We start from the raw sequence: 26,640 nt of genomic DNA on the forward strand, positions 1-26,640 counted from the left end.
GGCTCGATTGACTATCATGGCGAGGCCACGCAACGATGGAACGTGCATGGCCGCGCCCCGGCGGTGTCGCTCATATCAATCGTTTCGGACCTTAAAAGGAGAAAGCCGCGCATGAGCATGATCCAGGAATTCAAGAACTTCGCTCTCAAGGGCAACGTGATGGACCTCGCGGTCGGGGTGATCATCGGCGGTGCGTTTTCGACGATCGTGAACTCCGTCGTGAAGGATCTGATCATGCCGGTCGTCGGGCTCGCGACCGGCGGCCTCGACTTTTCGAATCTATTCGTCCGGCTCGGTCACATCCCCCCGACTTTCAAAGGCAACCCCGATTCGTACAAGGACTTGCAGACGGCGGGCGTCGCGGTGTTCGGCTACGGCTCGTTCATCACCGTGCTGATCAACTTCATCATCCTCGCGTTCATCATCTTCATGATGGTCAGGTTCATCAACAATCTGCGCAAGCCTGATCAAACCGCGCCCGCGGCGACGCCGGAAGACGTGCTGCTGCTGCGCGAAATCCGCGATGAGCTCAAGAAATCGCCGCGCGTGTAGCCGGATATTCCCGCCTTCCAGCGCTTCGTGCGCCCCGACTCGCTGATCCCCTCGCGGCGCGTACCTCTCAGGTGCGCGCCGCTTCGTTCGCACAGCCGCTTTTTTCTTCGCGAAGGCTATTCGCACGGCTAGCAGCAGGTCTATTATTGAGACAGAAGTCAGATCGACACCCATAGGGGAATGCCGAGGGGATACCAGCGGGCCGCCAAGGTCATCGGCACGATTCGTGCGCGTCACGTGCGCATCGGCAACCAGCCGGGCGCATGTCTCGACGGCTCGATTCACCGTGACCTGATCACATCGATGCGCTATAAAAGATCGACGTGCGGCACGCAAGACGGGAGTGGCCGCATGAGGACGCTGCGTTTTCTGCAATTCTTTTTCAGGCGAATTTTTATGTCCTTCCCGAAAAAGCGTAGACGCGTGAAGGCCGATGGCGATGAATCCTTTCTCGCCGTGCTGCGGCATTTCAAGCCGTTCGGCCAGCTGGATACCAAGATTGCACGCGCTCGCGCGCAGGACGAACCGGTGCTCTATGCACACGTACTGCCGGGACTCGATGTCCTGCTGTGCAGCGTGCGAGGCGCCCAGCCGCCCTATCCGGCCATCGACGAGCTGCACAGGCGCTGCGTCGAATCCATCACGAATGCACTGGAGCAGCCGCTCGACGGACTAGAGAACGGCGGTTACTGGTATGAGGCGAACGGGTTCGGTTTCCTTGTATTCGCAAGCCGCGCCCGCACGCAGATCCTGAGCGAGTTCGGTGCGACGGCAACGGCGCGCACGCGCCGGGGCACGCGCCGTCAGGACGCCGGCGACGCGGCTTCGCGTCCGCTGCGGTAGCGCTTGTCGGACCGATTTCCCCGTTGTTCGTCGTCGTTGTGCCCCGTGAACCGGGGCACGGCAGCGGCGCGTTCGCGTAGCTGGTTTTCTTCGGCGTGGCGCGTGTCTTGCTGCGTTGCGGCTTCGGACACATCACAAGGAGAACATCATGACGGAACACGTCTATAAGCAGATCGAACTCACTGGCTCGTCGACGCAGTCGAGCGATGACGCCGTGCGCGTCGCGCTGGCGAAGGCATCGAAGACGTTGCGCAACATGCATTGGTTCGAAGTGACGGAAACACGCGGACACATCGAAAACGGTCAGGTCCTGCACTGGCAGGTGACGATCAAGGTCGGTCTGCGCATCGAAGACTGAACTCGAGCGTTATCTCGACCGCTATCAAGAAAAACCGCGCCTCATGGGCGCGGTTTGTCGTTTGGCGAGCGAGCCAACAGCCGCTTACTTCGGCAGCGAGCCGTCCACGCCTTCCACGTACCAGTTGATCCGCTGCAATTCCGGATCGGACAGCGTCTTGCCGGCCGGCACCTTCTCCGCGCCCGACTGATCCTTGATCGGGCCGCTGAACACATCCCACTTGCCCGCGTGCAGTTCTTCGCGCTTCGCAGCGACAGCCTGCATCGCCTTCGCCGGAATTGCGCCGCTGTTCAGGTCTTCCAGGTCCACGGCCTTCTGCGGGATGCCGAGCCAGACCGGATCGTTCTTCCACTTGCCGTCCATGACCTTCTGGATCACGTCGCTGTAGTACACGCCCCAGTGCGCGACCACGGAGCCGAGATGGGCGTTCGGGCCGAACTTCTTCATGTTCGAATCCCAGCCGAACGCGTAAACGTGCTTTTCGTTCGCGGTATTGAGCGTGGCGTTGGAATCGGTGTTCTGCAACAGCACGTCCGCGCCCTGCCCGATCAGCGTTTCAGCCGCCTGCTTTTCCTTGCCCGGATCGAACCAGCTGTTGATCCAGATGACCTTCGTGTGGACCTTCGGATTCACCGAACGCGCGCCCATCGTGTATGCGTTGATGTTGCGGACGACTTCGGGAATCGGCACCGATGCGACGAAGCCGAGCGTGTTGGTCTTCGTCACGTAGCCGGCAGCGACGCCCGCCAGATACGCGCCCTGATACATGCGCACGTCGTACGTGCCGAAGTTCTTCGCTTTCTTGAAGCCGGTCGCCGACAGGAAGACCGTATCCGGGAAGTCCTTCGCCACTTTCAGCGCGAAATCCTGATAGCCGAAGCTGGTCGCGAAGATGACCTTGTTGCCCTTGTTCGCGAGATCGCGGAAGACGCGCTCGGAGTCCGCCGATTCCGGAACGTTCTCGACGCGCGTGATCTTGATCTTGCTGCCGTACTTCGCTTCAGCTTCCTTCGTGCCGGCGTCGTGCGCGAACGTCCAGCCCGCATCGCCCGGATTGCCGAGATAAACGAACGCGACGCCGGGGGCGTCCGCGGCCTGCGCGCTCGCCGCCGCGAGCGTCGCGGACAGCGCGACCGTGGCCGTAACCGCCTTCAGTCCTGCTTTATTCATTGCGTGATTCTCCTCGTGAATGTTGTATGCAACACAGAAACGGTTCGCTTGAAGTGTGTTCTGCCAAAAAACGCGGCGATAGCGCCGGCAATGCGATGCGGCTTGCCCGTAACGGCACCGCGCGCAGTTCACGAAATGGTTCTTTGCATGCGGCGGGTTGCATGCAAAAGACCGCATGCAAAAAACCAAAGCCATCGCCCATCAACTGGCCGCGAAAAACGGCTTGCCGAGCGATGCCGGCGCGTTGAGCTTGATCGTGTTCGGATTGCGCGAAATCAGCACGAGCACGACGATGGTCGCGATATACGGAAGCATCGCGAGGAACTGGGTCGGCACCGGCACGCCGATGGCCTGTGCGTAGAACTGCAGCGCCATGACCGCGCCGAAGAGCAGCGCGCCGATAAGCAGCCGCCCGGGCCGCCACGTCGCGAACACGACGAGCGCAAGCGCGATCCAGCCGCGCCCGGAGGTCAACTGTTCCTGCCAGACGTGCAGATAGACGATCGAGTAATAGCCGCCCGCGATGCCGGCCATCGCTCCGCCGAAGAGCGTCGCGCCGTAACGCACGCCGACTACCGGAAAGCCGACCGAATGCGCGACCGCCGGCGATTCCCCGACCGAGCGCAGCACGAGCCCCGCGCGCGTCTTGTACAGAAACCAGCCGATCAGCGCGAACATCGCGAATGCGAGGTAGCCGAGCGGCGTCAGCGAGAAGATCGCGGGGCCGAGCACGGGAATGCTGGAGAGGCCCGGAATCGGCATCACGTCGATACCGGCGCGCACCGCCGCCGACGTGTACGGCTTGCCGACGTACGCCGAGAAGCCGATGCCGAAGATCGTGAGCGACAGGCCCGTCGCGACCTGATTCGCGAGCATCGTGATGGTGAGAAAGCCGAACAGCAGCGCCATCACGAGTCCTGCGAACACCGATGCGCCGATGCCGAGCCACGGGTTGCCGGTGATCGCCGTGACGGCGTAACCGGTGACCGCACCCATCAGCATCATTCCTTCGACGCCGAGGTTGAGCACGCCCGATTTCTCCGCGACGAGCTCGCCCGCGCCCGCGAACATCAGCGGAATGGCCGCGACGACCGCACTGGACGCCAGATTGCTGGCTTGGTTGATGTCCATCTTCTTCTCTCTTAAGCGACGTGATGCGCGGGCGTGCGACGCCGGATGCGGTAATTGACGAAGAGATCGCAGCCGAGCAGGCAGAACAGCAGCAGGCCCTGGAACACGCCTGCCAGCGCCTGCGGCAGTTGCAGCGACGTCTGCACCGCTTCGCCACCGAGATACAGCAACGCCATCAAGAGACTGGCGAGCACGATGCCGACCGGATGCAGCCGTCCGACGAACACGACGATGATCGCCGTGAAGCCATAGCCCGGCGACCAGCTCGCCTGAAGCTGCCCGATCGGGCCAGCCACTTCGCCCATGCCGGCGAGCCCCGCGAGGCCGCCCGACAAGAGCAGCGACGTCCAGATCGTCTTCTTGTCGGAGAAGCCCGCGTAACGCGCGGCGAGCGGCGCGAGACCGCCGACGTTCATCCGGAAGCCCGCGAAACTCTTGCGCATGAAAAGCCAGACGAGCGGCACCGCGATTGCCGCGAGAAACACCGACGCATTGATGCGCGTGCCCTTGAGCCAGGTCCAGTGCCAGTCGCCGTAGAGGCGCGGAAAGAGCGCATCGTCGACGAACATCGCGGAGATCGGGAAATTCATGCCTTCGGGATCGCGCCACGGACCGCTCACCAGATAGATGAGCAACTGCGTCGCGACATAGGTCAGCATCAGGCTCGTGAGGATTTCGTTGGTATTGAAGCGGCTCTTGAGCAGCGCGGGAATCGCGGCCCAGGCCATGCCGCCCGCGACGCCGCCCGCCATCATCAGCGGCAGCGTCCACCAGCCGGACGCATCGCCGGCATGAATCGCAATGCCGCCCGCGACGATCCCGCCGAGCAGCATCTGCCCTTCCGCGCCGATGTTCCACACGTTCGCGCGATAGCCGACCGCAAGCCCGAGCCCGATCAGGCACAGCGGCGACGCCTTCAGCACTAGCTCCGACCAGCCGTTCACGTTCGAGAGCGGTTCGATGAAGAACGCATGCATCGCACGCAGCGGGTCCTGGCCGACCACGCTGAAAATCAGAAAGCCGATGACGAGCGTCGCCACTGCGGCGAACACGGGCACGGCGAGCTGCATGACGCGCGACGGCGTCGGGCGCGCTTCGAGTCGATAGGGAAAGATCATGCTTTGTGGCTCAAGGAGTCGGATTCGGCGGCGGCGGAGCGCTTGCCGTCGAAGAGGCCCGCCATGAAGAGGCCGATTTCCTCGGCATTGGTCTCGCCCGTCGCGCGCACCGGCGAGAGCTTGCCGCGCGCAAGGACGGCGAGTCGGTCGCAAATGTCGAAGAGTTCTTCGAGTTCCTCGGAGATCACGAGAATGGCGACGCCTCGCGCGGCCAGATCGAGCAACTGCTGGCGGATGAAACCGGCCGCGCCGACATCGACGCCCCACGTCGGCTGCGCAACGACGAGCACCTTCGGCGCCTGCAATATCTCGCGCCCGACGATGAACTTCTGCAAGTTGCCGCCCGAAAGACTCTGAGCGAGCGCACCGCTGCCGCCGCAACGCACGTCGAACGCTTCGATGCAGCGGTCGGCGAACGCGTTCATCGCCTTCGATTTGGTCCAGCCGCCGCGCACCAGCTTTTGACGATGCGCGGTCAGCAAGCCGTTATCGGCAAGCGACATCGCCGGAACCGCGCCGCGTCCGAGGCGTTCTTCGGGCACGAACGCAAAGCCGAGCCGCCGGCGCGCGCCCGCAGTGAGCCGCGCGGCGGGCGTGCCGCAGATGGCGACGGCATCGGGGGCGGCGTGACGATCGCGGATTTCGCCCGACAGCGCCGAAAGCAGTTCCGCCTGACCGTTGCCCGACACCCCGGCGATGCCGAAAATCTCGCCCGCCCGCACCCCGAACGACACGTTTTCCAGCGACGTGCCGAACGGATCGGGGCTCGCCACGGATAGATTCTTCACCGCGAGCAGCACATCGCCCGGCGTATGCGCGCGACGCGTGTAATCGGGCAGGCTGTGGCCAACCATCAGTTGCGCGAGCGACGCGTGCGTTTCCTGGCGCGGATCGACGTTGCCGGTCACGCGGCCGCCACGCATCACGGTGGCGTTCTCGCAAAGCGACTGGATCTCGTCGAGCTTGTGGCTGATATAGAGGATGCTGCAGCCCTCCGCCGCGAGCCGGCGCAGGACCGTGAAGAGCTTTTGAACGGCTTGCGGCGTGAGCACGGACGTCGGCTCGTCCATGATGAGCAGACGCGGATTCTGCAACAGGCAGCGCACGATCTCCACGCGCTGACGCTCGCCGACCGTCAGGCTGTGAACGTGCCGCTGCGGATCGACATCGAGCCCATAGTCCGCCGATACCTCACGGATGCGCTTCGACAGCGCCTTCATGTCGAACTTGTCGTCGAGCGCGAGCGCGATGTTTTCAGCGACGGTCAGCGTCTCGAACAGCGAAAAATGCTGGAACACCATGCCGATGCCGAGCTTGCGCGCCGCCGCCGGACTGCCGATTTCGACCGGTTCGCCCTGCCAGCGAATCTCGCCTTCATCCGGGCGCACCGCGCCGTAGATGATCTTCATCAGCGTGGATTTGCCCGCGCCGTTCTCGCCGAGCACGGCGTGAATCTCGCCCGGCATGACGACGAGATTCACGCCGTCGTTCGCCCGCACGGACGGATACTGCTTGCTGATGCCGGACAACGCCAGGCGCGGTGGCGTCATCGACTTCGAAATGGCGTCGCCCATTGAGTTCAGAGAGTGCGCCCGGCCACCGAGCAGGCCGGACTGGAAAAATTACCGCGACAGCGAACATCCCTGGGAACGTCGCGCAGTTTCATGCCGCGGGCAGAATTTACAGAATTCGAGACACGAAGTCGATCACTCAAAATTACACGCGGCTCCCCGCTCAGCCCACCATCGCGGGTTAGTCACACCTTGACGCCATGTTTCTGTCATATTAAAAAACATATGGTGCACCCCTGCATCGATCAGCCAGAACATATAGTGGAGATAACATGAGTCAGCAACGCGAGGCGATCGATACGTACTTATTGCGCGTCTTGCATACCTTGCTGATGGAGCGCAGCGTCACCCGCGCGGCCGTCAAGCTCAACCAGTCACAACCCGCCATAAGCGCCGCGCTGCGCCGGCTGCGCGACATCACCGGCGACCCGCTTCTCGTGCGCGGCAAGTCCGGCATGGTGCCGACCGAATACGGCCTGCGCCTCCTGGAGCCGACGCAAAACGCCTTGCGCGAAATCGAGCGCATCAAGGTCCAGCAACATAACTTCGATCCGTCGACGTCCGTGCGCTGCTATCGCATCGGCTGCCCGGACTATCTGAACGTGCTGTTCGTGCCGACCGTCGTCGAACGCTTCCGCCTGGCCGCGCCGAACGCGACGCTCGAGTTCCATTCGCTCGGGCCGGCGTTCGACTACGAACTCGCACTGGAAGACGGCAAGCTCGATATCGTCGTCGGCAACTGGCCCGAGCCGCCCGAGCAACTGCATCTGTCGAATCTGTTCGTCGACAAGATCGTGTGTCTTGTCAGCAACACGCATCCGTTCGCCAAGCGCGGCGGACTCACGCTCGATCAATACCTCAACGCGCCGCATCTCGCGCCGACGCCCTACTCCGTCGGACAACGCGGAGCAATCGACGTGCATCTGGCGCGCGAGCGGCTCAAGCGCCATGTCGTCGTCACGCTGCCGTACTTCAATCTTGCGCCTTACGTGCTCATCAAGTCGGACCTCGTGTTCACGACCACGCGGCTCTTCGCCGATCACTACGCGAAGTTCCTGCCGCTCGCGGTCGTGCCCGCGCCGCTCGACTTTCCCCCGATGCAGTACTACCAGTTGTGGCACGAGCGCTGCCATTACTCGGATGAAGTCCGCTGGCTGCGCGGCCTCGTCGCGGAAGCCACGCGGTCCCTGATCGATCAGCCCTGACGTTGCAGCGCGTTATCGCGCGCGGTCCGCGAGATCGCGCGCGAGCGTGTTATGCCGCTCGACGACCGCGCGCAAGTCCAACGTCGCGAGCCGCCCTTCCTTCACGACCACTTTTCCATCGATGACGCTCGTCGCGACCTGCGACGGCGCGCAGAACACCAGCGCCGCGACCGGATCGTGCAACGCGCCCGCAAACGCCGGCTGCGACAAATCGAACGATACGAAGTCCGCCGCCATGCCGGGCGCAAGCGCGCCGATGTCGTCGCGGTTCAGCACTTTAGCGCCGCCCAGCGTCGCAATTTCGAGGGCTTCGCGCGCCGTCATCGCGCCGGGGCCGAAGCCGACACGCTGCAATAGCAGCGCCTGACGCACTTCGCCGACCATCTGCGCGCCATCGTTCGACGCGGAACCGTCCACGCCGATGCCGACCGGCACGCCGGCGTCGCGCATCGCACGGATCGGCGCAATGCCGGACGCGAGCCGCATGTTCGAGCACGGACAATGCGCGACGCCCGTCCCCATGCGCGCGAAAAGCTCGATGCCCGGCTTGTCGAGCTGGACGCAGTGCGCGTGCCATACGTCGTGACCGACCCAGCCGAGGTTTTCAGCGTATTCGGCGGGCGTCATGCCGAACTTCTCGCGGCTATACGCGACATCGTTCACGTTTTCCGCAAGATGCGTGTGCAGCGACACGCCGTATTCACGCGCGAGCGCCGCGCTGTCGCGCATCAGTTCGCGGCTGACCGAAAACGGCGAGCACGGCGCGACGACCACGCGCAGCATCGCGTAGCGGCCTTCGTCGTGATACGTCTCGATCAGGCGTTGCGAGTCCTTCAGAATCGCGTCTTCCTTCTCGACGACCGAATCCGGCGGCAACCCGCCATCCTTCTGTCCGACGCTCATGCTGCCGCGCGCCGCGTGAAAGCGCATGCCGATGTCGCGCGCGGCGGCGATGCTGTCGTCGAGCCGGCTGCCGTTCGGATAGATGTAAAGATGATCGCTGGATGTCGTGCAGCCCGAGAGCAGCAGTTCGGCCATCGCGGTCGTCGTCGATACGTGGATCATCTCCGGCGTGAGATGCGCCCAGACCTTATAAAGATTCGTGAGCCAGCCGAACAGCTCGGCGTTTTGCGCGGCGGGAATCGCACGCGTGAGGCTCTGATACATGTGGTGATGCGTGTTGACGAGGCCCGGCACGACGAGATGGCCGCGCATGTCGAGCACCTCGTCGGCCGTGTCGGGCAGTTCGCTCGTCGGTCCGGCGGCGACGATGCGGTTGTCCTCGATATAAAGCCCGCCATCGGCGATTTCGCGGCGATTCGCGTCCATCGTGACGAGCATGTGAGCGTTCTTGACTAGCAGTGTGTGCATCGATGATTCTCCGTCGACGGTTCGATCAATGAGTAAAGGACCAGATATCCCGCAAAAAATCCCGGTTACCCAGCGTCGATCGCCGTCTTCGGGACGCGCATTGCTGCGTGCTCTGGCACTGTCCGCAGCCAAAAACATCGCCGCAATCAGGCAGGCGTCATAGTCGTCTTCAGTCCTGCGATATGGGCGCGATTTTTGGCGAAGGTAGCATCGCCTGACGAGCGCCGCGTGTGCCGTCATGCGAAAACATGCGCCCGGCATTATCTTTCTTATCGCGGGCGCACGGCGCATCTCAAATTTCTACAATGCTGTACACGGCGCGCATCTGACAACGCCGACGGGTATGTAGCCACTGACGTGGAGCCTCGATCCGCCGCCGCCGCACGCTTTCCCGGTGCGGATCTGGATCGATGCGCGAGCCGGACATCGCACAACACAAGGAACATGCGAATGGGCAAGCTCACCACCCACGTCCTCGACACCGCGCACGGCCGCCCCGGCGCGAACATCAAAGTCGAGCTGTTCGCGCTCACCGGCGACACCCGCCGCGCGATCAAGACCACCCTCACCAATGACGACGGCCGCTGCGATTCCCCGCTGCTCGAAGGCGCGGAACTCGAAACGGGCGAATACGAACTCGTCTTCCACGCAGGCGATTACTTCGCGGCGTTCGGCGTGAAAGTGCCCGAGCCGCGCTTCGTCGATCGCGTGGTGCTGCGCTTCGGTATCGCGGATGCGGCGGCGCATTACCACGTGCCGCTGCTCGTCTCGCCGTGGGCGTACAGCACCTATCGCGGCAGCTAATGACCGGCGAAACGCACAGCACGGAACAGCACGCGTGCATATAACGAATCGGTAGTGGAGGAGTTCATGGAAGGCTTTATCACCGACTGGCTCAATCTGGCCTTGCGCTGTCTGCACGTGATCGTGGCGATCGCGTGGATCGGCGAGTCGTTTTACTTCGTCGCACTCGACAACAGCCTGAAACCGCCGCATGACCCGAACGCGCGCCGGCGCGGCGTGTTCGGCGACTTCTGGCACGTGCACGGCGGCGGGTTCTATCACATGCAGAAGTATTCGGTCGCGCCGCAGGACATGCCCGAAAACCTGCATTGGTCCTTCTGGCCGTCGTACACCACGTGGATGTCGGGCTTCGGCCTCTTCCTCGTGCTGTATCTGCTGTCGCCGAGTACGTACCTCATCGACAAGAACGTGCTCGACATGGGACCGGTGGTCGCCGTGGCGTCCGCGATCGGCTTTCTGCTGGCGGGCTGGATCGTGTATGACTCGCTGTGCCGTCTGCTGGGCACGAAGGACAAGCTGCTCGGTATTTGCGTCGGCATCTATGTGCTGATAGCGGCTTTCGTCGCATGTCACGTATTTTCGGGCCGTGCGGCGTATCTGATCACCGGCGCAATGCTCGCGACGATCATGTCGGCCAACGTGTTCTTCGTGATCATTCCGGGGCAGCGCAAGATGGTCGCGTCGATGCTGAAGGGTGAAACGCCGAACGCGATCTACGGCAAGCGAGGCAAGCAGCGCTCGGTCCACAACACGTACTTCACGCTGCCGGTCGTCTTCGCGATGCTGTCGAACCACTACGCGATGACCTACACGCACAAGTACAACTGGGTGATCCTCGTGCTCATCATGCTGGCGGGCGCGCTGATCCGTCAGTTCTTCGTGATGCGGCATCGCGGGCAAGTGCTGTGGTACATGCCCGTCGCGGGCCTCGTGCTGGTGCTCGGCGCCTTCGCCTGGACGATGCCCGCGCCCACCGTGCCGGTCGCGCAAGCCGCTGGCGCCCCGGCGATCAAGGTCTCCGACATTCAGCCGATCATCCAGCAACGCTGCGCGACGTGTCACTCCGCGCATCCGTCGATGATGGGCAGCGCACCCGCCGGCGTCGTGCTGGATACGCCCGCCGAGATCAGGCAGAACGCGCAGCGCGTGCATCAGCAGGCAGTGACGTTGAAGGCGATGCCGCTTGGCAACGTCACGCAGATGACCGATGCCGAGCGGCAGAAGATCGCCGCGTGGTTCAACGGAGGCGCGGTGCAGTAAGCCGTCGCGTCAGAAGAACAAATGGCCCGCTCGGGCCATTTGTTTTAACGGGCGGCGAAGTAAGCCTTCACCGCATCGATGACCGTATCGATATCCTCGCGCGACACATCCCGGTGCGTGACGAACCGCGACGCATACAACATCTGCGTGAGAATGCCGCGCTCTTTGAGCCACGCTTCGAGCCGCTCGCAATGCGCTTGCGGAATCTGCGCGAACACCATGTTCGTCGCCTGCGACTGAATGACGATACCGTCGATTTGCGCGAGCCCCGCCGCAAGACGCGCGGCGTTGTCGTGATCCTGCGCGAGCCCCGCGACGTGATGATCCAGCGCATAAACACATGCCGCCGCGAGCAAACCCGCCTGCCGCATCCCGCCGCCGAGCACCTTGCGCCAGCGCGACGCGACGTCGATCAGCGCCTTCGGACCCACGAGCACCGATCCGACCGGCGCGCCCAGCCCCTTCGAAAAACAGATGGATACCGTATCGAACGGCGCGCAGAGTTGGCTCACCGGACGGTCTGAGGCCACCGCCGCATTGAACACGCGAGCGCCATCGAGATGCATCGACAGTCCGCGATCGCGGCCGAGCTTCGCCGCCGCTTCAACGTACGAAGCCGGCAGCACCTTTCCACCGATGGTGTTCTCCAGCGCGAGCAGCTTCGTGCGCGCGAAGTGGTTGTCGATCGGCTTGATTGCCGCCGCGATCTTCTCGAGCGGCAGCGATCCATCCGGCGCGTTCTCGAGCGGCTGTGGCTGGATGCTGCCGAGCACCGCCGCGCCGCCGCCCTCGTACTTGTACGTGTGCGCCGCCTGGCCGACGATGTACTCGTCGCCGCGCGCGCAATGCGCCATCAGCGCGGCGAGATTGCTTTGCGTGCCGCTCGGAAAGAACAGGCCCGCTTCCTTGCCGGTACGCTCGGCGACGGTCGACTGAAGCTCGATGACGGTCGGATCGTCGCCCCACACGTCGTCGCCGACCCGGGCGGCGGACATGGCCGCGAGCATCGCCTGGCTCGGGCGGGTGACGGTATCGCTGCGCAGGTCGATCATGCGTTCGGGCATCGTGGGCATGTAGGAATCGCTCGTCGGGAAGGAATCGTCTATGGTAGCCGTTTCGGACATCGCAAACAAAAAGACCGGCGTTTCGTGCGCCGGTCTACTCAGGTCAACTTCAATGCCGATGACGCTATCTCAGCGCCTCGTCCGTCAGCCACACGGATTCGCTCAAATCCTGCTCGTTGAGATTGCGCCCTTCCCCGCTGCGATCGACAACGATGAAATCGCTGACCTTGTCCAGCGCAAGCAGCGGATGATGCCAGACGCCCTTCGCGTAATTCACGCCCTGCCAGCCGCGCGTGACGAAGGCGCGAATCTTTGATTCGTCGAGATCGCCCGCAGGCGCGACGACGACGAGATACGGCCGGTCGTCGAGCGGCACGAACGCCTGGCTGCCGAGCGGATGCCGCTCCAGCATCTTCACTTCGAACGGCAATACGCGCGGCTGCCCGCGAAACAGATTGACGATCGCGCGGCCGCCCTCGTCGGTCACATCGACGTTGCAGAGGTCGTGAAAACGAATCGTCGTGCCGAGGTTGATCGGAATCTGCTTCGCGCCTTCCAGTTCGATGACATCGCCGAAAGGCTCGAACACAGCGCGCGTCAGCGGTTCGATGGCGAGCTTCTTCATGCGAGCGTTCCGAAAAGACGCAGCCGCGACACGCCGCCGTCCGGGTAGATGTTGAAGCGCACGTGCGTCACCGGGCCGAGCGCGGCAAGTTCGGATTCGAAGAAATGCTGCTTGTCCATCTGCAATTTCTGTTCGCCGAGCAGCACCGGCCAGAACATCGCCTGCGTAACCAGTGAGCTGTCCGTGCCGCCCGTGACGTACGCGGCCTGCAGCGAACACCGGTCGGGGAAATTGCCCTTGAAGTGCGCGGTGTCCACTTCGACCTTCTTGATGATGCCCGGCTGCGCCAGCGCGACGATGCACCAGTCGTTGCCCGGTTCACGACGGCGGCGCGTCTCCCAGCCATCGCCCATGTTGACGCCGCGGCCCGGCATCAGAAGCGTCGAGGCGAGCCCGAAGTGCTGGTTGTTCGCGCCGACCATGTACGCGCCGTTTTCCATCGCGGCGAGGTCGAACAGCTCGTTACGATCCGCGTTGCGCCAGTCGAGTTGCGGCTGGCCGTACACACGCAGACGCGCGATGCCGCCATCCGGATAGATATTCACGCGCAAGTGCGTGAACGGCTGCTCGCTGCCGACGTCGAGATAGTGGTGGCTATTGCCTTGCAGCGTCGTCGACGGCACGACTTCGCTCCATTGCGTCGACTGGTTCGGCGCGCCGTCGGCGACATGCGCGCCTTCGATCGACGCGGCCGGCGGGAAGTTGCCGGTGAAGTGGCTCGTATCCAGATCGATGCCCTTGATGACGCCCGGCCGCGCCAGCTTGACGATGCACCAGTCATAGCCCGTCGTGCGCTTGCGGCGCGTTTCCCAGCCGTCCATCCACTTGCCGTGATCGTCGTACTTGCCGGGGATGAACACGGCCGGCTCGGGGTTCAGCATGCGTTCCTTCGGGGCGAAGAAATCGTCGCTCGCCTCGAGCGCCTGCGCGCCGAGACGCGGGTCCGCGAGGTTCACATAGCGGCGCGTGAAGTCGGGCGCGTTGGGATCGAGTGTCGGAATTGCCATTGTCTTCGTCCTTGGAATTTACGGGTGAATGGATCAGGCCGCGATGAGGTCGTCCAACCTGAAGCGGGCGATCCGGTAGATCTGATCGAGACTCGTGCGAAGCTCTTCGGCGCGGTCGTGATTCACCCGCTCTTCGAAGTTCGCGATGATGCCGTGACGGTCGTAGCCGCGCACAGCCAGGATGAACGGGAAGCCGAACTTCTGCCGATACGCCGCGTTCAGCGACTGCAGCTTGTCAAACTCTTCCTGCGTGCAAAGGTTCAGGCCCGCGCCGCTTTGCTCGCGCGTCGATTCGGCCGTCAGTTCGCCGCGCACCGCCGCCTTGCCCGCCAGTTCCGGGTGCGCGTTGATGAGAGCAAGCTGCTTCTCCTCGCCGGCCGTTTCGACCGCCTTCGACATTGCCGCGTGCAGCGCGTCGATGCTCTCAAACGGCCGCTGCTGCGCCGCGATCTCCGCGACCCACGGCGAGTGTTCGAAAATGCCCGCGAGCACGGTTACGAACGCATCGGCGGGCATGGCGTTGAGCTGGTCGAGTGTGGTTTGCATCGCTTTCATGCCGCCGTCCCGTTGTTGGTTTCGCCGTTCCCCTGATACGGATGATGCTCGCGCCAGTGCCGCGCGATATCGACGCGCCGCGTCACCCACACGCGATCGTGCTGCTCGATGTGATCGAGAAACTTTTGCAGCCCGCGGAAGCGCCCCGGACGTCCGACCAGCCGGCAATGCATGCCGATGGAAAGCATCTTCGGCGTGTCCTCGCCTTCTTCATAGAGGACGTCGAAGGCATCGCGCAGATACGTGAAGAAGTGATCGCCCGTGTTGAAGCCCTGCGGCGTGGCGAAGCGCATGTCGTTGGTATCGAGCGTGTACGGCACGATGAGTTGCGGCGTGGTCTTGCCGCCCGTCACTTCGACGTCCATCCAGAACGGGAGGTCGTCGCCGTAGTAGTCGGAGTCGTATAGAAAGCCGCCATGCTCCGCCACCAGCCGATGCGTGTTCGGACTGTCGCGCCCGGTGTACCAGCCGAGCGGACGCACGCCGGTGACGCGCTCGATCGCTTCCATACCGAGCCGCATGTGTTCCGCTTCGCGCTCGGGCGACATGTCCTGGTAGTGGATCCATCGATACCCGTGACACGCGATTTCATGCCCCAGTTCGACGAACGCCTTCGCCAGTTCAGGATGCCGCTCGATCGCCATGCCGACGCCGAACACCGTCAGCGGCAAACCGCGCTTCTCGAACTCGCGCAGAATGCGCCAGACGCCGGCGCGCGATCCGTACTCGTAGATCGATTCCATGCTCATGTGACGCGACGGATACGACGCCGCGCCCACGATCTCCGACAAGAATTGCTCCGAGCCGGGATCGCCGTGCAGCACGCAGTTTTCGCCGCCTTCTTCGTAATTGAGCACGAATTGCACGGCGACGCGCGCGCGTCCCGGCCAGTTTGCCTGCACGGGGTGGCGACCGTAGCCGATCAGGTCGCGCGGATAGTTCGGATCAAGAGACATGGCTGGGTCAGGAAGCTGGGCGTTGAAGAACGGATTGTCGACGATTCAGTGTAGCGAAAAGGCCCGCACGCGCCCATACAGCGGCGCAGATAGTGGCAATCAGCGCGGACTGAAATCGGCGAGCACGCCGTCGTAGCGTTTTGCGAGCGGACGGGCGTAATCGCCGCGCTTTGCCGTTTGCAGCTTGAGCGCGGCGAGCGCCTCCGCCCACTTGACCGCCGCCGTCACGCCTTCGACGACCGGCGCGCCGATCGCGGCCTCGACTTCGCGGCAGAACTCGGCCATCCCCGCGCAGCCGAGCACGATGGCGTCCGAACCGTCTTCGTCGAGCGCGCGCCGGCATTCGTCGATGATGGTCGCCCGCGCCGCCGATCCCGGCTCGTCGAGTTCCAGCACGGCGACGTTCGTCGCACGCACGTTCTTGCAGAAGCGCGACATGCCATAGCGCTCGGCCAGATGCCAGGCCATGCCGCAGGTGCGCTGCAGCGTCGTCACGACCGAAAACCCGGGCGCGATGACGCTCGCCGCGTGCATCGCCGCTTCCGCGATGCCGATTACCGGCCCGCGCGCCAGCTCGCGCGCCGCATACAACGCCGGGTCGCCGAAGCACGCGATCACGTAGGCATCGACGCCCTGCCGCTCGCCCGCTTCGACTTCGGCGAGCATACCGAGCGAGGCGAGCGCCTCGTCGTAATAGCCTTCGATGGACGGCGGGCCCATCGTCGGACTGACGGCGATGATTTCCGTGCCGGGCGCGGCGACTTCGCGGGCGCAGCGGGCCATCGAATCGGTCATGCGCTGCGTCGTGTTCGGGTTGATGAGTTTGATGCGCATTGCTGTCTCCTTGCTCTGTTCGTCTTACGCCGCGCGCCTGCGATCCGCCAGCACCCAGTAAAACACCGCAGCCAGACCCGCGCCGATGAACCACGAGAAGTTCGCGGCGCCTTCCAGCGACGGCAGCATCACGCAGAGAATCGCGATAACGGCGGCCGGCAGGAGCGCCATCACCGCGCGGCGATTCACGCCCTTCGTGTACCAGTAGCGGCCGCTTTCGGAGGTCGTATAGAGATCGTCGACCGCCAGCTTGCCGCGCTTGAACAGATAAAAGTCGACGATCAGCACGCCGTACAACGGTCCGATGAAGCTGCCCAGAATGTCGAGCGTGTAGTGGATCACGGCCGGATTGTTGAAGAGATTCCACGGCGTGATGAAAATCGACGCGGTCGCGGCCAGCATGCCGCCCATGCGCCAGCTGATGAGACGCGGTGCGACGTTCGAGAAATCGAAAGCCGGCGACACGAAGTTGGCCACGATATTGATGCCGATCGTTGCGATGGTGAACGTCAGCGCGCCGAGAATCACCGCCGTCGGATGATCGATGCGGCCCACGGTTTCGACCGGATCGGTAATCAGTTGTCCAAACACCGGCAAGGTCGCGGCGGTCGTGATGACGGTCACGAGCGAGAACGCGAGGAAGTTGACCGGCAGCCCCCAGAAGTTGCCTCGCTTCACGCTGCGAAAGCTCTTGCAATAGCGCGAGAAGTCGCCGAAGTTCAGCATCGGCCCGGAGAAATACGACACGACGAGCGAGATGGCGGTGATCATCACCGGCACGACTTCCATGCCGTGATACTTCACGCCGCCGAGATTCAAGCCGATATTGCCGATGCCCGCGCGCCACACCATATAGCCCGCAAGAATGAACATCACGACATAGACTGCGGGACCGGCGAAATCGATGAACTTCTTGATCATCTCCATGCCGCGCCAGAACACCACGGCCTGCAGCACCCACAGCAGCATGAAGCCGGCCCATCCGAGCGCCGACAGCCCGACGAAGCCGAAGCGATGCACATCGGCATAAGGCATGAGCGAAGGCACGAACTTCAGCACGACGATGACGAGCGCACTCGACGCCAGATACGTTTGAATGCCATACCACGCGACCGCGATCAGCCCGCGAATCACAGCGGGAATGTTCGCGCCGAGCACGCCGAAGGTCGCGCGGCACGCCACCGGATACGGCACGCCCGCTACCTGGCTCGGCTTCGCGATGAGATTGCACAGCACGTTCACGAGCCCGATGCCGATCAGAAGCGACACGAGCACTTGCCAGCTCGTGAGACCCAGCGCGAAGAGACTGCCCGCGAACACATAGCCGCCGACGCTGTGCACGTCCGACATCCAGAACGCGAAGATGTTGTATGCACCCCAGGTCTGGTTCTTCAGAGGCGCGAGGTCTTCGTTATAGAGGCGATCGCTGTAGCCGGCGGGCATGCCGGTCTCATGCGCGGGGGATTGTGCGTCGTACTGGTTCTCGTACGGCGGCAGCGCGGAACTGCCGGGCGTTGCACTGAACTGAGCCATGACATCTCCTTGGATGGGCGGCTTGCGGAATGAAAAGCGGCAAAAGCTCGGACGACGAGCGTCTATCGGATACCTTCGGCGGCTCGGGCAAGCGCCCAGGCCACGCGCGGCATTCTTCGGATTTGCTCAGGTCTCACGGCGTCGTGCCAAGAGCGAACGGGACTCGTGCCCGTTCGCCCGCCGATGGACGTTTTCATTGCACGCTCAGGCGAGCGTTTCGTTCAGTGCTGCGCATGCTGCGTGTGCCGCGCATGCGTCTCTCCACGCGCTCTGCTTGCGAGCGCGGTTGCGGTAAGTCATGTCTTGCTACAACGCGTCACGCGCCGACCGCTTTCTCGCGTTCGCCGGTACGTGCGAATACTTCCTTCAGATCGACGGCGCCGCGCGCGGGCCGCTCGAGCATCTTCAGTTCGACATCGCGCAGATGCTGCGCCATCAATGCGGCCGCTTTGACGGCGTCGCCGGCATCGAGTGCGGCGAGAATCGCTTCGTGGTCCTCAAAGGAACACGAACTCCTGCCGAGCGATTCGTACAGCGCCGAAATCAGCGTCGAGCGCGCGACCAGTCCGGCGAGGCAATCGCATAGCACCGTATTGCCGGTGAGCGCCGCGAGTTCCGTATGGAAGTCGCCGGACAGCCGAATCCACGCGGAAAAGTCGTGATTTTCGAATGCGCGCCGTTCCCGCCCGATCGTCGCGCTGATCGATTTGAGCCGGCGCGTGCCGTGCCCCTTCCCGATCCGCTCGACGACCGCCAGTTCGATGATGCGGCGCATTTCGAATACTTCATGCACTTCCTGCAGAGACGGACTTGCGACGAACGCCCCGCGATTCGGTTCGAGGTCGACGAGCCGTTCATTCGCGAGTTGCGCGAGCGCCTGACGGACCGGACCGCGCTTCACATCGAACACTTCGCACAACTGCGCTTCGGTCAGCTTCGCACCCGGCGCGAGGCGATGCTCGAGGATCGCGGCGCGAATGCTCTCGGCGATCGACTCGGCATTGCCACCGGCTAAAGCGTTCGATGCAGCACTCGGTTTAGTGTCGGACATGATGTGCTCGCTTGCATGTTAAGCATCTTAGAATCGACATAAAGATTGTCAACAATTCAATTTGATTTTTGAGTGCGGAATGTCTTTTGGCGCAGCGCGGTCTCGCCTCGACGCCTTTATCCACAGGCTTCTCGTCGGATTCCATCAACCTTTGTCAGCATTGCCGGCACTTTTTTGTCAACAATAATCTCGCAGCTTCCACGGTCACGTCGTCTGTGGTGATAGAGGAAAAAAGACCGTTAGTTGCACGAGAGCGTTCAATGAAAGGCGCTCACGCAGAGCGCCTCGTGCAAACCGTCAAACCAGATGCGGATAGTCGCTCATCGTCAGCCTGAAGCCGCGCTCAGTCGACACGAGATGCGCCGTCGCACCGAAGGGCAGCGTCAGCAGGTTCTCGACGTGCCCGAATTGCAAACCGGTCACGAACGGCACGCCGGTCACCGCCCTCACCTGTTCGGTCATCGCCTCCAGCGTGTAGCCATTGTCGTACTCCGAAAGCCGGCCGCCTGAGAATTCGCCCATCACGACCGCCTGTTGCCGTCCGAGCACGCCCGCCTGATGAAGCTGATAGATCATCCGTTCGATGCGAAACGGATGCTCGTTCACATCCTCGATAAACAGAATCCCGCCATCGACAGGCGGCAGGTACGGCGTGCCGACCAGCGCCGCGAGCATCGCGAGATTGCCGCCCCATAACATGCCGGTCACGTCGACAGACTGGCGCTGCGGCGTGTGGCTCGTGACCGTGAAGCTCGGACGCGAGATCGCGTGCCAGAAGTTGTGCATGGTGAACGTGCTGACGTTCTCCGCACCGAAATCGCCGGCGAACATCGGGCCGCCAAAGCTCTTGACCGCAGCCCGGGCGTACAGGGCGCACTGGATCGCCGTGAAATCGCTGTGACCGACGAGCGCGACCGGCTGATCGGCGAGCCGTCGCAGACCGTCGTAATCGAGGCCGTGCAGGATGCGCGATGCGCCGTATCCGCCGCGCACGGCGAGGACGATATCCGGCAGCCGCCGCGACGGGTCCGCGAGGCGGTTCAGATCGGCGGCGCGTTCGCTGTCGGTGCCGCCGAAGCGCTGGAAGCGCCGGCGCGTCGCTTCGACGTTCTCCACGCGATGGCCCTGCGCCCGCAATCGCCCGATGCCCCGCTCCACGGCTGCCGGATCCTGCGGATAACCAGAAGGCGCGACGAGATCGATGGTGCGTGATTTCACGGTTTTTATGGTGTGTTGGTGAATGATGCTGGGGCCTCGCGCGCCTGACGCGCGGCACGCTCCTCGCGTGCGAGGCGGCGGCGTTCGGCGAAGAAATTCTTGAGCGCATGACCGCATTCGTCGGCGAGCACGCCGGCCGTCACGCTCGTGTGATGATTGAGCTGCTCGTTCGCGAACATGTCGACGACACTGCCGCACGCGCCCGTTTTCGGGTCCGCAGCGCCGAACACCACCCGCGCGATGCGTGCATGCATGATCGCGCCGGCGCACATCAGACAAGGCTCGAGCGTCACGTACAACTCGCAGCCGGGCAAGCGGTAATTCTGGAGCGTCCGGGCGGCTTCGCGCAGCGCGGCCATTTCGGCGTGCGCGGAGGGATCGTGACCGCGAATCGGATGATTGAATCCGGTCGCGATGACGTCTTCGCCCAGCACGATGACTGCACCGACCGGCACTTCGCCCGCGCGGCGCGCTTCGTCGGCGGCGCGTTGCGCCAGCGCCATGAACCGGCGATCGCGCTCGCTCGCGGGATCGGCGGCCGTATCGGCCGTATCGGCCGTATCGGGCGTGGGAATGACCGTCAAGATTCCTTCGACTCCGTCTCGCCCAGTGCCGCGGCGCGCTCGGATAGCCGCTCGGCGATGCGCCGGCGATATTCATGCGGCACACAGCCGCCGCCGCGCAGCGATTCGATCGCCATGTCGAGCGCGAGCATCTTCACCTGAATGCGGCAGCGGGCGGCGGGATCGGTCACCTTGTCCAGTTCATCCTGGAGACCGCGCAGCGCGCGGAGTTGTTCGACGGCGGGCGGGACAAAACCCGCGTTCTTAAGAATGCGATTGGCGACGCGGACTTCCTCGGGCACGAGGAGATCGTCGTCGAGCTGTTGCGGAGCGCCTGCGCCGGGCAAGTCGTTGAACTCGCCGCGAGCCGCAGCTTCATTGATCCGCTGTTCGACTAAAGCATCTAGCAATTTCATCGGGGATTTCGACCGGCTTTCATCCGATACGGGTGCGGTCTGTCGCGATTTGCGTGGTTAGCCTGAAGTCGGACGGCAGCCGGAATGACGCGCTCGCGCGTTGTTCGGCACATCTCGACAATCCATTTCGTATTCTAACAGTGGCTGCCTGTTGCCATCGGCGTCGCGCACGGGCGTTCGACGCGCGCGGATTTTGCGCCATCCGGCGGCTGGAATTAGCTCAAGCCGCGCTGATAGCCTTCGGTTGCCTGCAGGAGCCGTCGCGTGTACTCGTGCTTCACATCGCGCGCCCTCACCGCTTCGATGCCGGCCTGCTCGACGACTTCGCCGTTGCGCATCACCGCGACGCGCTGGCATAGGAAACCGACGACCGCGAGGTTATGGCTCACCACGATCATCGTGAGCTTGCGATCGTCGCGAAGACGCCGCAGCAGATTGAGTATTTCAGCCTGCACGGACACATCGAGCGCGGAGGTCGGCTCGTCGAGCAACAAGACGCGCGGCTCGACGATCAGCGCGCGCGCAATCGACACGCGCTGCCGCTGCCCGCCCGACAACTGATGCGGATACCGGAAGCGATACGCCGGCCCGAGGCCAACTTCGGCGAGCGCATCGAGAATGCGCGCGTCCTGATCGCCGATGCCGTTGATCGCGAGCGGCTCGCGCAGTGTCCTGTCGACCGTGAAGCGCGGATGCAGCGAACCATACGGGTCCTGAAACACCATCTGCACGTCGCGCACCGGACGGCGCCGCGCGTCTTCACCGTCGATGCGCATCGCTCCGCCCGCCAGCGGCACGAGACCGGCGAGCGCGCGCAGCAGCGTCGACTTTCCGCTGCCCGATTCACCGACGAGCGCAAATACTTCGCCATCCAGCACTTGCAGCGATACGTCGCGTACCGCATCGACGTGACCGGTCCGGGTCTTGAAACGAATATGCGCGCGGTCGATGTCGATCATCGCGTAGTGTCCGTGAGCCACGCCGGATCGCGCCGCAAGGTCGGCAATTCGGCGGGCGGATCCGTGAGCGGCGGATTGGCCGCGAGCAGCCCGCGCGTGTATGGATGACGCGCGTTCGCAAGATTCCGCGCGGCGCACGTTTCGACGACACGGCCGCCGTACATCACCGCGACGCGATCGCAGAAGGACATCACGAGCGGCAGATCATGGCTGATGAAAACGAGCCCCGTGTGATGGCGCTCGATCATCTCGTCGAGCACGGCGAGCACTTGCATGGACACGAGCACATCGAGTGCGCTCGTCGGCTCGTCGGCGATCAGAAGGCGCGGGCCGGCGCTGACCATCATCGCGATCATCACGCGCTGGCCCATGCCGCCGGAAAGTTCGTGCGGATACGCGTCGGCCACGCGCTCCGGATCGCGGATATGCACGGCCGCAAGCAAGTCGACGATGCGAGCGCGCATCGCCCGCCTGCCGAGCCGCTCGCCCTGCCGCGCGATCGTCTCGCGCATCTGCTGCGCGACGGTCATCACCGGATTGAGCGAGTACTTCGGATCTTGCAGAATCATGCTCATCTGCGTGCCGCACAGGCGTCTGCGCTGCCTAGGCGTCATCGCGCGCAGATCGTGGCCGTCGAAGCGCAACGCCTTCGCCGACCATCGCGCTTCGGGCGGCAGGAGGCCGAGCAGCGCGCGGCCGGTGAGCGACTTTCCCGAGCCCGATTCTCCGACGATGCCGAGCCGCTCACCGCGACGCAGCGTCAGCGAGACACCGCGCACGGCCGGCGTGAGCGCGCCGTCATGACCCGCGAAAGCCACTTCGAGTCCGTCGATTTCAACGAGCGGCGTGTCCATGTCAGTTTCCATGACGCGGGTCGAATACATCGCGCAGACCGTCGCCGAGCAGATTGAACGCGAGGCTGACCGCGAGAATCGCGAGACCGGGGATCGTCGCGACCCACCAGGCATCGAGCAGCACGTTGCGGCCCGAGGCCACCATATAACCCCACTCGGGGCTCGGCGGCTGCGCGCCCAGTCCGAGAAAGCCGAGTCCCGCGACGGCGAGGATGATGCCCGCCATGTCGAGCGTCGCGCGCACGATCACCGACGACGAACACAGCGGCACGATATACCGCAGCAGAATCCGCGTATGCGATGCACCCCCGAGCCGCGCGGCGTGGATGAAATCCGCGCCCGCGAGCCGCAGCGATTCGGCGCGGGCGAGCCGCGCATAAGGCGGCCACGCGGTGATCGAGATCGCGATGACCGCGTTCATCACGCCCGGCCCCAGCGCCGCCGCGAACGCAAGCGCGAGCACGATCTTCGGGAACGCGAGCGCGACATCGGTGAGGCGCATGAGCACGGTATCGACGAAACCGCCGCAGTAGCCCGCGACCGTGCCGATCAGCAGCCCCACGGGCACCACCAGCACGACGACCAGCATCGCGATGCACAGCGTGAGCCGCGCGCCGTGCACGAGCCTCGACAGGATGTCGCGGCCAAGCTGATCCGTGCCGAGCCAGTGCGCGGCGTTCGGCGGCGTGAGACGTTCGGCCAGCACCTGACGCAACGGGTCTTGCGTGACCAGCAGCGGCCCGAACGCCGCCGCCGCGACGAGCAGCAGCAGGATCAGAAGCCCGAGCATGCTGAGCGGATTCGACGCGAATCGCCGCCACCGGCGATAGGCGCGGCCAAACGCCGCCTGTCGCGGCGACGCGGGAGTATCGGTCAGAAGCCAAGCGCGCCATCGCATCGGCGACGGTTTCATCGGCGTGCGGCCGGCTGGCGTGTGCATGCGACAACGTCCTCCATGTCAGCGGGCGCGGGAATCGCGGGGATCGAATACGCGGTAGAGCGCATCGGTCAAAAGGTTCAGCGCGATGAACGTCGCGCCGATCACGAGCGTGCTGCCCAGTACGGCGTTCATATCGCCGTTGAGCAGCGCGCCCGTCAAGTACGAGCCGATGCCCGGCCACGAAAACACGATCTCCGTCAGCACCGATCCCTCCAGCAGATAGCTATAAGCGAGCGCGATGACGGTCAGCAACGGCACCGCGATGTTGCCGAACGCATGACGCCAGATCACGCGGCGCTCCGGCAGGCCTTTCGCGCGCGCGGTCGTCACGTATTCCTGGCTCAGTTGTTCGAGCATGAACGAGCGCGTCATGCGCGACAGATAAGCGATCGAATAGAACGCGAGCACGCCCGCCGGCAGCGCAATATGCGAGAACGCGTTGGCGAACACGTCCCACTCGCGGGCGATCAGCGCATCGATCAGAAGGCTGCCGGTGTGGGTATCGACCATGCCGTCGTAGAGCGGATCGATACGGCCCGGCCCCGACACCCAGTGCAGCCGCGCATAGAACAGCAAGAGGCCCATCAGCGCGAGCCAGAACACCGGCACGGAACTGCCCGCGAGGCCGATCACCCGCGCCACGTGATCGACGATGCGGTTATGCCGCACCGCCGCGATCACGCCGAGCGGCACGCCGGCCATCACGCCGATGAACGTCGACAGCGTCGCAAGTTCGAGCGTCGCGGGAAACACGCGGCGGATATCGTCGATGACCGGATTCGCCGTCAGAAGCGATACGCCGAGATTGCCATGGAGCACGTCGCGGACGTAGATCAGAAATTGCTCGATGAGCGGCTTGTCGAGGCCGAGTTGAACGCGGGCCGCCGCATACGCCGCCGCAGACGCGCGATCGCCGAGAATCGCGAGCACCGGGTCGATCGGAATCTTGCGGCCGATGAAAAACGTGATGGCGAGCAAGCCCGTGAACGTGACGGCGAGCATCGCGATCCAGCGTGCAAGGGCAAACGCCAGGCGCACGCCGCCGCGCTGCGCGCTCGCGGCTCTCAGGCGATCGGTGAACCCGGTCGCGCTCACTGCTTCTTCAGATTGCGATACGACACGAGGTCGTTGATCGGGCCGACCTCGAGCCCGGTCACGCCCGGTCGCGCCGCCACCTGCGACACCTTCTGGAACATGATGACGAATGGTGACTTCGCGAGCATCTCGCGCTGCATCTTCTCATACAGCTGGGCGCGTTTGGCGGTCGAGCTTTCCGCGAGCGCGGCGTTGGTTTCCTTCGTGAGATCCGGAATATTCCACGCGTTTCGCCATGCGAGCATCTTGTAGCTCGACGCATCCGAGTTGTCCGGATTCCACGCGAAGCCCTGCGCATTGCTGTGCGGATCGATGTAATCCGCCGACCATTCGCCGATGTAAATGTCGTGCGCCCGCGCACGATAGCGGCCGAGCGTCTGCTTGTTGTCGCTCGGCACGAGCTGAACCTTGATGTTGCCGAGCGCGAGATTCGCCTGCACCGCCTGCGCGATTTCGCTGTACGGATAGTCGTTGCGCACGTCCATCTTGACGGTGAAGCCATCGGCAAGACCGGCTTTCGCGAGCAGCGCCTTCGCCTTTGCCACGTCCTGGTGATACGGGTTTTCGTTGAGCGCGCCGAGAAAGCCTTCGGGCAGGAACGTCTCGTGAACCTTGTAGGTCGTGCGGATCACGTTCTTCTGAATGCCCTGATAATCGATCAGCCACTTCATCGCTTCCCAGACTTCGGGCTTCGCGAGATTCGGGTTCTTGTTGTTGAGACCGAGATACATCAGCGTCGCTTGCGGCACGGCCGTCGCCTTGATGACGCCGTTTTTCCAGAGCGTGTCGAGATCGTCGGGGCTGAGGTCGCGGGCCACGTCGATATCGCCGTTCTGGATCATCAGGCGCTGGCTCGCGGCTTCGGTCACGTGGCGCAACACGATGCGCTTCATCGCGAGCGGCAGGCGATAACCCTCCAAGCGTTGCAGCACGATGCTGTCGTTCGCAGTCCACTTGACGAGCTTGTACGCACCCGATCCGGCCTCGTTGGTCTTGAGCCATTCGTTGCCGTAGTCGTTGCCCTTCTGATGCGACTCCACCAGCTTTCGATCCACCACCGACGCCGGCCACGCGCCGAGCACGTTGAGCACGAAGGTCGGGGCGTAGCGTTGGTCGGTGGTGATCGAGACGGTCGTGTCGTCGATCTTCTTCACGTTCTGCAGCGCATTGGCCTTCGTGATGCCGATGCCCGCGAGCACCGCCGCCGCGCCCTTGTCGAGCAGCGCGGTACGCTGGATGGACCACGCGACGTCGTCGGCGGTGAGCGCATTGCCCGAGTGGAACTTGAGGCCCGAGCGCAGCTTGAACGTGAACGTGAGGCCATCGGGGCTGACGGTCCACGACTGCGCGACATCGCCGTTGAATTTCGACGGGTCCTTCAGATCGACGCGCACCAGCCGGTCATACGTGTTCGCGACGTATTCCTCGGGCACGAGTTCGTAGACTTCGCCGGGATCGAGCGTGGTGAATTCGTCGAGCAGCGTCGCCATCACGAACATGTCTTTCGGCGTGGCGGCCTGCGTGGGAAGCGTGTGCGTGGCCGTCAGCGCCGCCGCGAGCGTAGCCATCGCCAGAATTTTTCGCGCG

General features: G+C 63.7%; 27 protein-coding genes. 6 read left to right on the plus strand and 21 right to left on the minus strand.

Features of this window, described 5'->3' with window-relative positions:
• The first annotated feature begins 111 nt into the window (after positions 1–111).
• The 3 genes from mscL to AB6804_RS00955 all read left to right on the plus strand — a co-directional run bounded on the left by mscL (position 112) and on the right by AB6804_RS00955 (position 1,753).
• The gene (gene mscL, locus AB6804_RS00945) at positions 112–552 is read left to right on the plus strand and encodes a large conductance mechanosensitive channel protein MscL (protein WP_370884870.1); all 441 of its coding nucleotides are present in this window, start codon (positions 112–114) and stop codon (positions 550–552) included.
• 351 nt (positions 553–903) lie between these two features.
• A complete protein-coding gene (locus tag AB6804_RS00950; RefSeq protein WP_035970630.1) occupies positions 904–1,395 on the plus strand; it encodes a hypothetical protein in 492 nt (163 codons plus the stop codon).
• Between the two features lie 148 nt (positions 1,396–1,543).
• Positions 1,544–1,753, plus strand: coding sequence for a dodecin (locus AB6804_RS00955; protein WP_035970618.1), 210 nt, complete (start codon positions 1,544–1,546; stop codon positions 1,751–1,753).
• An 84-nt stretch (positions 1,754–1,837) separates the two neighbouring features.
• Here the strand turns inward: AB6804_RS00955 and AB6804_RS00960 are convergent, their stop codons facing one another.
• From AB6804_RS00960 to AB6804_RS00975, 4 genes are all read right to left on the minus strand, one after another.
• Complete coding sequence (locus tag AB6804_RS00960) at positions 1,838–2,923, minus strand: BMP family ABC transporter substrate-binding protein (protein ID WP_370884871.1); 1,086 nt, start codon at positions 2,921–2,923, stop codon at positions 1,838–1,840.
• 201 nt (positions 2,924–3,124) lie between these two features.
• Entirely contained in the window at positions 3,125–4,054 is a 930-nt protein-coding gene (locus AB6804_RS00965; RefSeq protein WP_370884872.1) for an ABC transporter permease, read from the minus strand.
• A gap of 11 nt (positions 4,055–4,065) precedes the next feature.
• Positions 4,066–5,172, minus strand: coding sequence for an ABC transporter permease (locus tag AB6804_RS00970; RefSeq protein WP_370884873.1), 1,107 nt, complete (start codon positions 5,170–5,172; stop codon positions 4,066–4,068).
• On the minus strand, positions 5,169–6,746 hold the full coding sequence (locus AB6804_RS00975; protein WP_370884874.1) for an ABC transporter ATP-binding protein: 1,578 nt from the start codon (positions 6,744–6,746) through the stop codon (positions 5,169–5,171). The genes AB6804_RS00970 and AB6804_RS00975 overlap by 4 nt, the downstream gene beginning before the upstream one ends.
• Before the next feature lie 269 nt (positions 6,747–7,015).
• Here AB6804_RS00975 and AB6804_RS00980 point away from each other — a divergent pair, with 269 nt between their 5' ends.
• Complete coding sequence (locus AB6804_RS00980; RefSeq protein WP_035969423.1) at positions 7,016–7,948, plus strand: LysR substrate-binding domain-containing protein; 933 nt, start codon at positions 7,016–7,018, stop codon at positions 7,946–7,948.
• A gap of 12 nt (positions 7,949–7,960) precedes the next feature.
• Here the strand turns inward: AB6804_RS00980 and AB6804_RS00985 are convergent, their stop codons facing one another.
• Positions 7,961–9,319: an 8-oxoguanine deaminase gene (locus AB6804_RS00985; protein WP_370884875.1), complete on the minus strand. Its 1,359-nt coding sequence runs from the start codon at positions 9,317–9,319 to the stop codon at positions 7,961–7,963.
• A gap of 450 nt (positions 9,320–9,769) precedes the next feature.
• On the opposite strand from AB6804_RS00985, the gene uraH reads away from it, so the two are divergent.
• On the plus strand, positions 9,770–10,123 hold the full coding sequence (gene uraH, locus AB6804_RS00990; RefSeq protein WP_370884876.1) for a hydroxyisourate hydrolase: 354 nt from the start codon (positions 9,770–9,772) through the stop codon (positions 10,121–10,123).
• 66 nt (positions 10,124–10,189) lie between these two features.
• Positions 10,190–11,383, plus strand: coding sequence for a urate hydroxylase PuuD (locus tag AB6804_RS00995; RefSeq protein ID WP_370884877.1), 1,194 nt, complete (start codon positions 10,190–10,192; stop codon positions 11,381–11,383).
• Positions 11,384–11,427: 44 nt separating this feature from the next.
• Here AB6804_RS00995 and ltaE read toward each other — a convergent pair whose 3' ends face one another.
• The 16 genes from ltaE to AB6804_RS01075 form a co-directional block, all read right to left on the minus strand.
• Entirely contained in the window at positions 11,428–12,435 is a 1,008-nt protein-coding gene (ltaE, locus tag AB6804_RS01000) for a low-specificity L-threonine aldolase (protein WP_370885393.1), read from the minus strand.
• Positions 12,436–12,571: 136 nt separating this feature from the next.
• Positions 12,572–13,072, minus strand: coding sequence for an ureidoglycolate lyase (locus tag AB6804_RS01005; protein WP_370884878.1), 501 nt, complete (start codon positions 13,070–13,072; stop codon positions 12,572–12,574).
• On the minus strand, positions 13,069–14,079 hold the full coding sequence (gene alc, locus AB6804_RS01010; RefSeq protein ID WP_370884879.1) for an allantoicase: 1,011 nt from the start codon (positions 14,077–14,079) through the stop codon (positions 13,069–13,071). Before alc ends, AB6804_RS01005 begins: the two co-directional genes overlap by 4 nt.
• Positions 14,080–14,112: 33 nt before the next feature.
• Positions 14,113–14,634, minus strand: a complete 522-nt coding sequence (gene uraD / locus AB6804_RS01015) for a 2-oxo-4-hydroxy-4-carboxy-5-ureidoimidazoline decarboxylase (RefSeq protein ID WP_370884880.1) — start codon at positions 14,632–14,634, stop codon at positions 14,113–14,115.
• Positions 14,631–15,590, minus strand: coding sequence for an allantoinase PuuE (puuE, locus tag AB6804_RS01020; RefSeq protein ID WP_370884881.1), 960 nt, complete (start codon positions 15,588–15,590; stop codon positions 14,631–14,633). The genes uraD and puuE overlap by 4 nt, the downstream gene beginning before the upstream one ends.
• Before the next feature lie 99 nt (positions 15,591–15,689).
• A complete protein-coding gene (locus AB6804_RS01025; protein ID WP_370884882.1) occupies positions 15,690–16,424 on the minus strand; it encodes an aspartate/glutamate racemase family protein in 735 nt (244 codons plus the stop codon).
• Between the two features lie 24 nt (positions 16,425–16,448).
• A complete protein-coding gene (locus AB6804_RS01030) occupies positions 16,449–17,957 on the minus strand; it encodes an NCS1 family nucleobase:cation symporter-1 (protein ID WP_370884883.1) in 1,509 nt (502 codons plus the stop codon).
• A 316-nt stretch (positions 17,958–18,273) separates the two neighbouring features.
• The gene (locus AB6804_RS01035; RefSeq protein WP_370884884.1) at positions 18,274–19,008 is read right to left on the minus strand and encodes a GntR family transcriptional regulator; all 735 of its coding nucleotides are present in this window, start codon (positions 19,006–19,008) and stop codon (positions 18,274–18,276) included.
• 297 nt (positions 19,009–19,305) lie between these two features.
• Positions 19,306–20,226 carry a muramoyltetrapeptide carboxypeptidase gene (ldcA, locus tag AB6804_RS01040; RefSeq protein WP_370884885.1) on the minus strand — a complete coding sequence of 307 codons (921 nt, stop codon included), beginning with the start codon at positions 20,224–20,226 and terminating at the stop codon, positions 19,306–19,308.
• Between the two features lie 5 nt (positions 20,227–20,231).
• Positions 20,232–20,810 (minus strand): tRNA adenosine(34) deaminase TadA, encoded by a 579-nt coding sequence (gene tadA, locus AB6804_RS01045; RefSeq protein ID WP_370884886.1) that lies wholly within the window; start codon positions 20,808–20,810, stop codon positions 20,232–20,234.
• Positions 20,807–21,205, minus strand: coding sequence for a DnaJ family domain-containing protein (locus AB6804_RS01050; RefSeq protein ID WP_370884887.1), 399 nt, complete (start codon positions 21,203–21,205; stop codon positions 20,807–20,809). The genes tadA and AB6804_RS01050 overlap by 4 nt, the downstream gene beginning before the upstream one ends.
• Positions 21,206–21,420: 215 nt before the next feature.
• The gene (locus AB6804_RS01055) at positions 21,421–22,164 is read right to left on the minus strand and encodes an ABC transporter ATP-binding protein (protein WP_370884888.1); all 744 of its coding nucleotides are present in this window, start codon (positions 22,162–22,164) and stop codon (positions 21,421–21,423) included.
• Positions 22,161–23,018 (minus strand): ABC transporter ATP-binding protein, encoded by an 858-nt coding sequence (locus tag AB6804_RS01060; protein WP_370884889.1) that lies wholly within the window; start codon positions 23,016–23,018, stop codon positions 22,161–22,163. Before AB6804_RS01060 ends, AB6804_RS01055 begins: the two co-directional genes overlap by 4 nt.
• A 1-nt stretch (position 23,019) precedes the next feature.
• Positions 23,020–23,958 (minus strand): nickel transporter permease, encoded by a 939-nt coding sequence (nikC, locus tag AB6804_RS01065; protein ID WP_370884890.1) that lies wholly within the window; start codon positions 23,956–23,958, stop codon positions 23,020–23,022.
• A gap of 18 nt (positions 23,959–23,976) precedes the next feature.
• Positions 23,977–25,053, minus strand: a complete 1,077-nt coding sequence (locus AB6804_RS01070; protein ID WP_370884891.1) for an ABC transporter permease — start codon at positions 25,051–25,053, stop codon at positions 23,977–23,979.
• The gene (locus tag AB6804_RS01075) at positions 25,050–26,621 is read right to left on the minus strand and encodes an ABC transporter substrate-binding protein (RefSeq protein WP_370885394.1); all 1,572 of its coding nucleotides are present in this window, start codon (positions 26,619–26,621) and stop codon (positions 25,050–25,052) included. Before AB6804_RS01075 ends, AB6804_RS01070 begins: the two co-directional genes overlap by 4 nt.
• Positions 26,622–26,640: the final 19 nt, after the last annotated feature.

The sequence above is a fragment of the Caballeronia sp. RCC_10 genome (assembly GCF_041360715.1).
Taxonomy (GTDB): Bacteria; Pseudomonadota; Gammaproteobacteria; order Burkholderiales; family Burkholderiaceae; genus Caballeronia; species Caballeronia grimmiae.

Excerpts from the sequence above, each read along its gene's own strand:
- AB6804_RS01050 (WP_370884887.1), bottom strand. The coding sequence starts at position 21,205 with ATGAAATTGCTAGATGCTTTAGTCGAACAGCGGATCAATGAAGCTGCG.
- alc (WP_370884879.1), bottom strand. The coding sequence starts at position 14,079 with ATGGCAATTCCGACACTCGATCCCAACGCGCCCGACTTCACGCGCCGC.
- puuE (WP_370884881.1), bottom strand. The coding sequence starts at position 15,590 with ATGTCTCTTGATCCGAACTATCCGCGCGACCTGATCGGCTACGGTCGC.
- AB6804_RS01030 (WP_370884883.1), bottom strand. The coding sequence starts at position 17,957 with ATGGCTCAGTTCAGTGCAACGCCCGGCAGTTCCGCGCTGCCGCCGTAC.
- AB6804_RS01055 (WP_370884888.1), bottom strand. The coding sequence starts at position 22,164 with ATGATCGACATCGACCGCGCGCATATTCGTTTCAAGACCCGGACCGGT.
- AB6804_RS01035 (WP_370884884.1), bottom strand. The coding sequence starts at position 19,008 with ATGTCCGACACTAAACCGAGTGCTGCATCGAACGCTTTAGCCGGTGGC.
- AB6804_RS00960 (WP_370884871.1), bottom strand. The coding sequence starts at position 2,923 with ATGAATAAAGCAGGACTGAAGGCGGTTACGGCCACGGTCGCGCTGTCC.
- AB6804_RS00955 (WP_035970618.1), top strand. The coding sequence starts at position 1,544 with ATGACGGAACACGTCTATAAGCAGATCGAACTCACTGGCTCGTCGACG.
- AB6804_RS00965 (WP_370884872.1), bottom strand. The coding sequence starts at position 4,054 with ATGGACATCAACCAAGCCAGCAATCTGGCGTCCAGTGCGGTCGTCGCG.
- nikC (WP_370884890.1), bottom strand. The coding sequence starts at position 23,958 with ATGCACACGCCAGCCGGCCGCACGCCGATGAAACCGTCGCCGATGCGA.
- AB6804_RS01025 (WP_370884882.1), bottom strand. The coding sequence starts at position 16,424 with ATGCGCATCAAACTCATCAACCCGAACACGACGCAGCGCATGACCGAT.
- AB6804_RS00985 (WP_370884875.1), bottom strand. The coding sequence starts at position 9,319 with ATGCACACACTGCTAGTCAAGAACGCTCACATGCTCGTCACGATGGAC.
- AB6804_RS00970 (WP_370884873.1), bottom strand. The coding sequence starts at position 5,172 with ATGATCTTTCCCTATCGACTCGAAGCGCGCCCGACGCCGTCGCGCGTC.
- mscL (WP_370884870.1), top strand. The coding sequence starts at position 112 with ATGAGCATGATCCAGGAATTCAAGAACTTCGCTCTCAAGGGCAACGTG.
- AB6804_RS01005 (WP_370884878.1), bottom strand. The coding sequence starts at position 13,072 with ATGAAGAAGCTCGCCATCGAACCGCTGACGCGCGCTGTGTTCGAGCCT.
- uraD (WP_370884880.1), bottom strand. The coding sequence starts at position 14,634 with ATGAAAGCGATGCAAACCACACTCGACCAGCTCAACGCCATGCCCGCC.
- AB6804_RS01075 (WP_370885394.1), bottom strand. The coding sequence starts at position 26,621 with ATGGCTACGCTCGCGGCGGCGCTGACGGCCACGCACACGCTTCCCACG.
- ltaE (WP_370885393.1), bottom strand. The coding sequence starts at position 12,435 with ATGATCGACCTGCGCAGCGATACCGTCACCCGCCCGAGCCAGGCGATG.
- uraH (WP_370884876.1), top strand. The coding sequence starts at position 9,770 with ATGGGCAAGCTCACCACCCACGTCCTCGACACCGCGCACGGCCGCCCC.
- AB6804_RS00950 (WP_035970630.1), top strand. The coding sequence starts at position 904 with ATGAGGACGCTGCGTTTTCTGCAATTCTTTTTCAGGCGAATTTTTATG.
- AB6804_RS00995 (WP_370884877.1), top strand. The coding sequence starts at position 10,190 with ATGGAAGGCTTTATCACCGACTGGCTCAATCTGGCCTTGCGCTGTCTG.
- AB6804_RS00980 (WP_035969423.1), top strand. The coding sequence starts at position 7,016 with ATGAGTCAGCAACGCGAGGCGATCGATACGTACTTATTGCGCGTCTTG.
- AB6804_RS00975 (WP_370884874.1), bottom strand. The coding sequence starts at position 6,746 with ATGGGCGACGCCATTTCGAAGTCGATGACGCCACCGCGCCTGGCGTTG.
- AB6804_RS01060 (WP_370884889.1), bottom strand. The coding sequence starts at position 23,018 with ATGGACACGCCGCTCGTTGAAATCGACGGACTCGAAGTGGCTTTCGCG.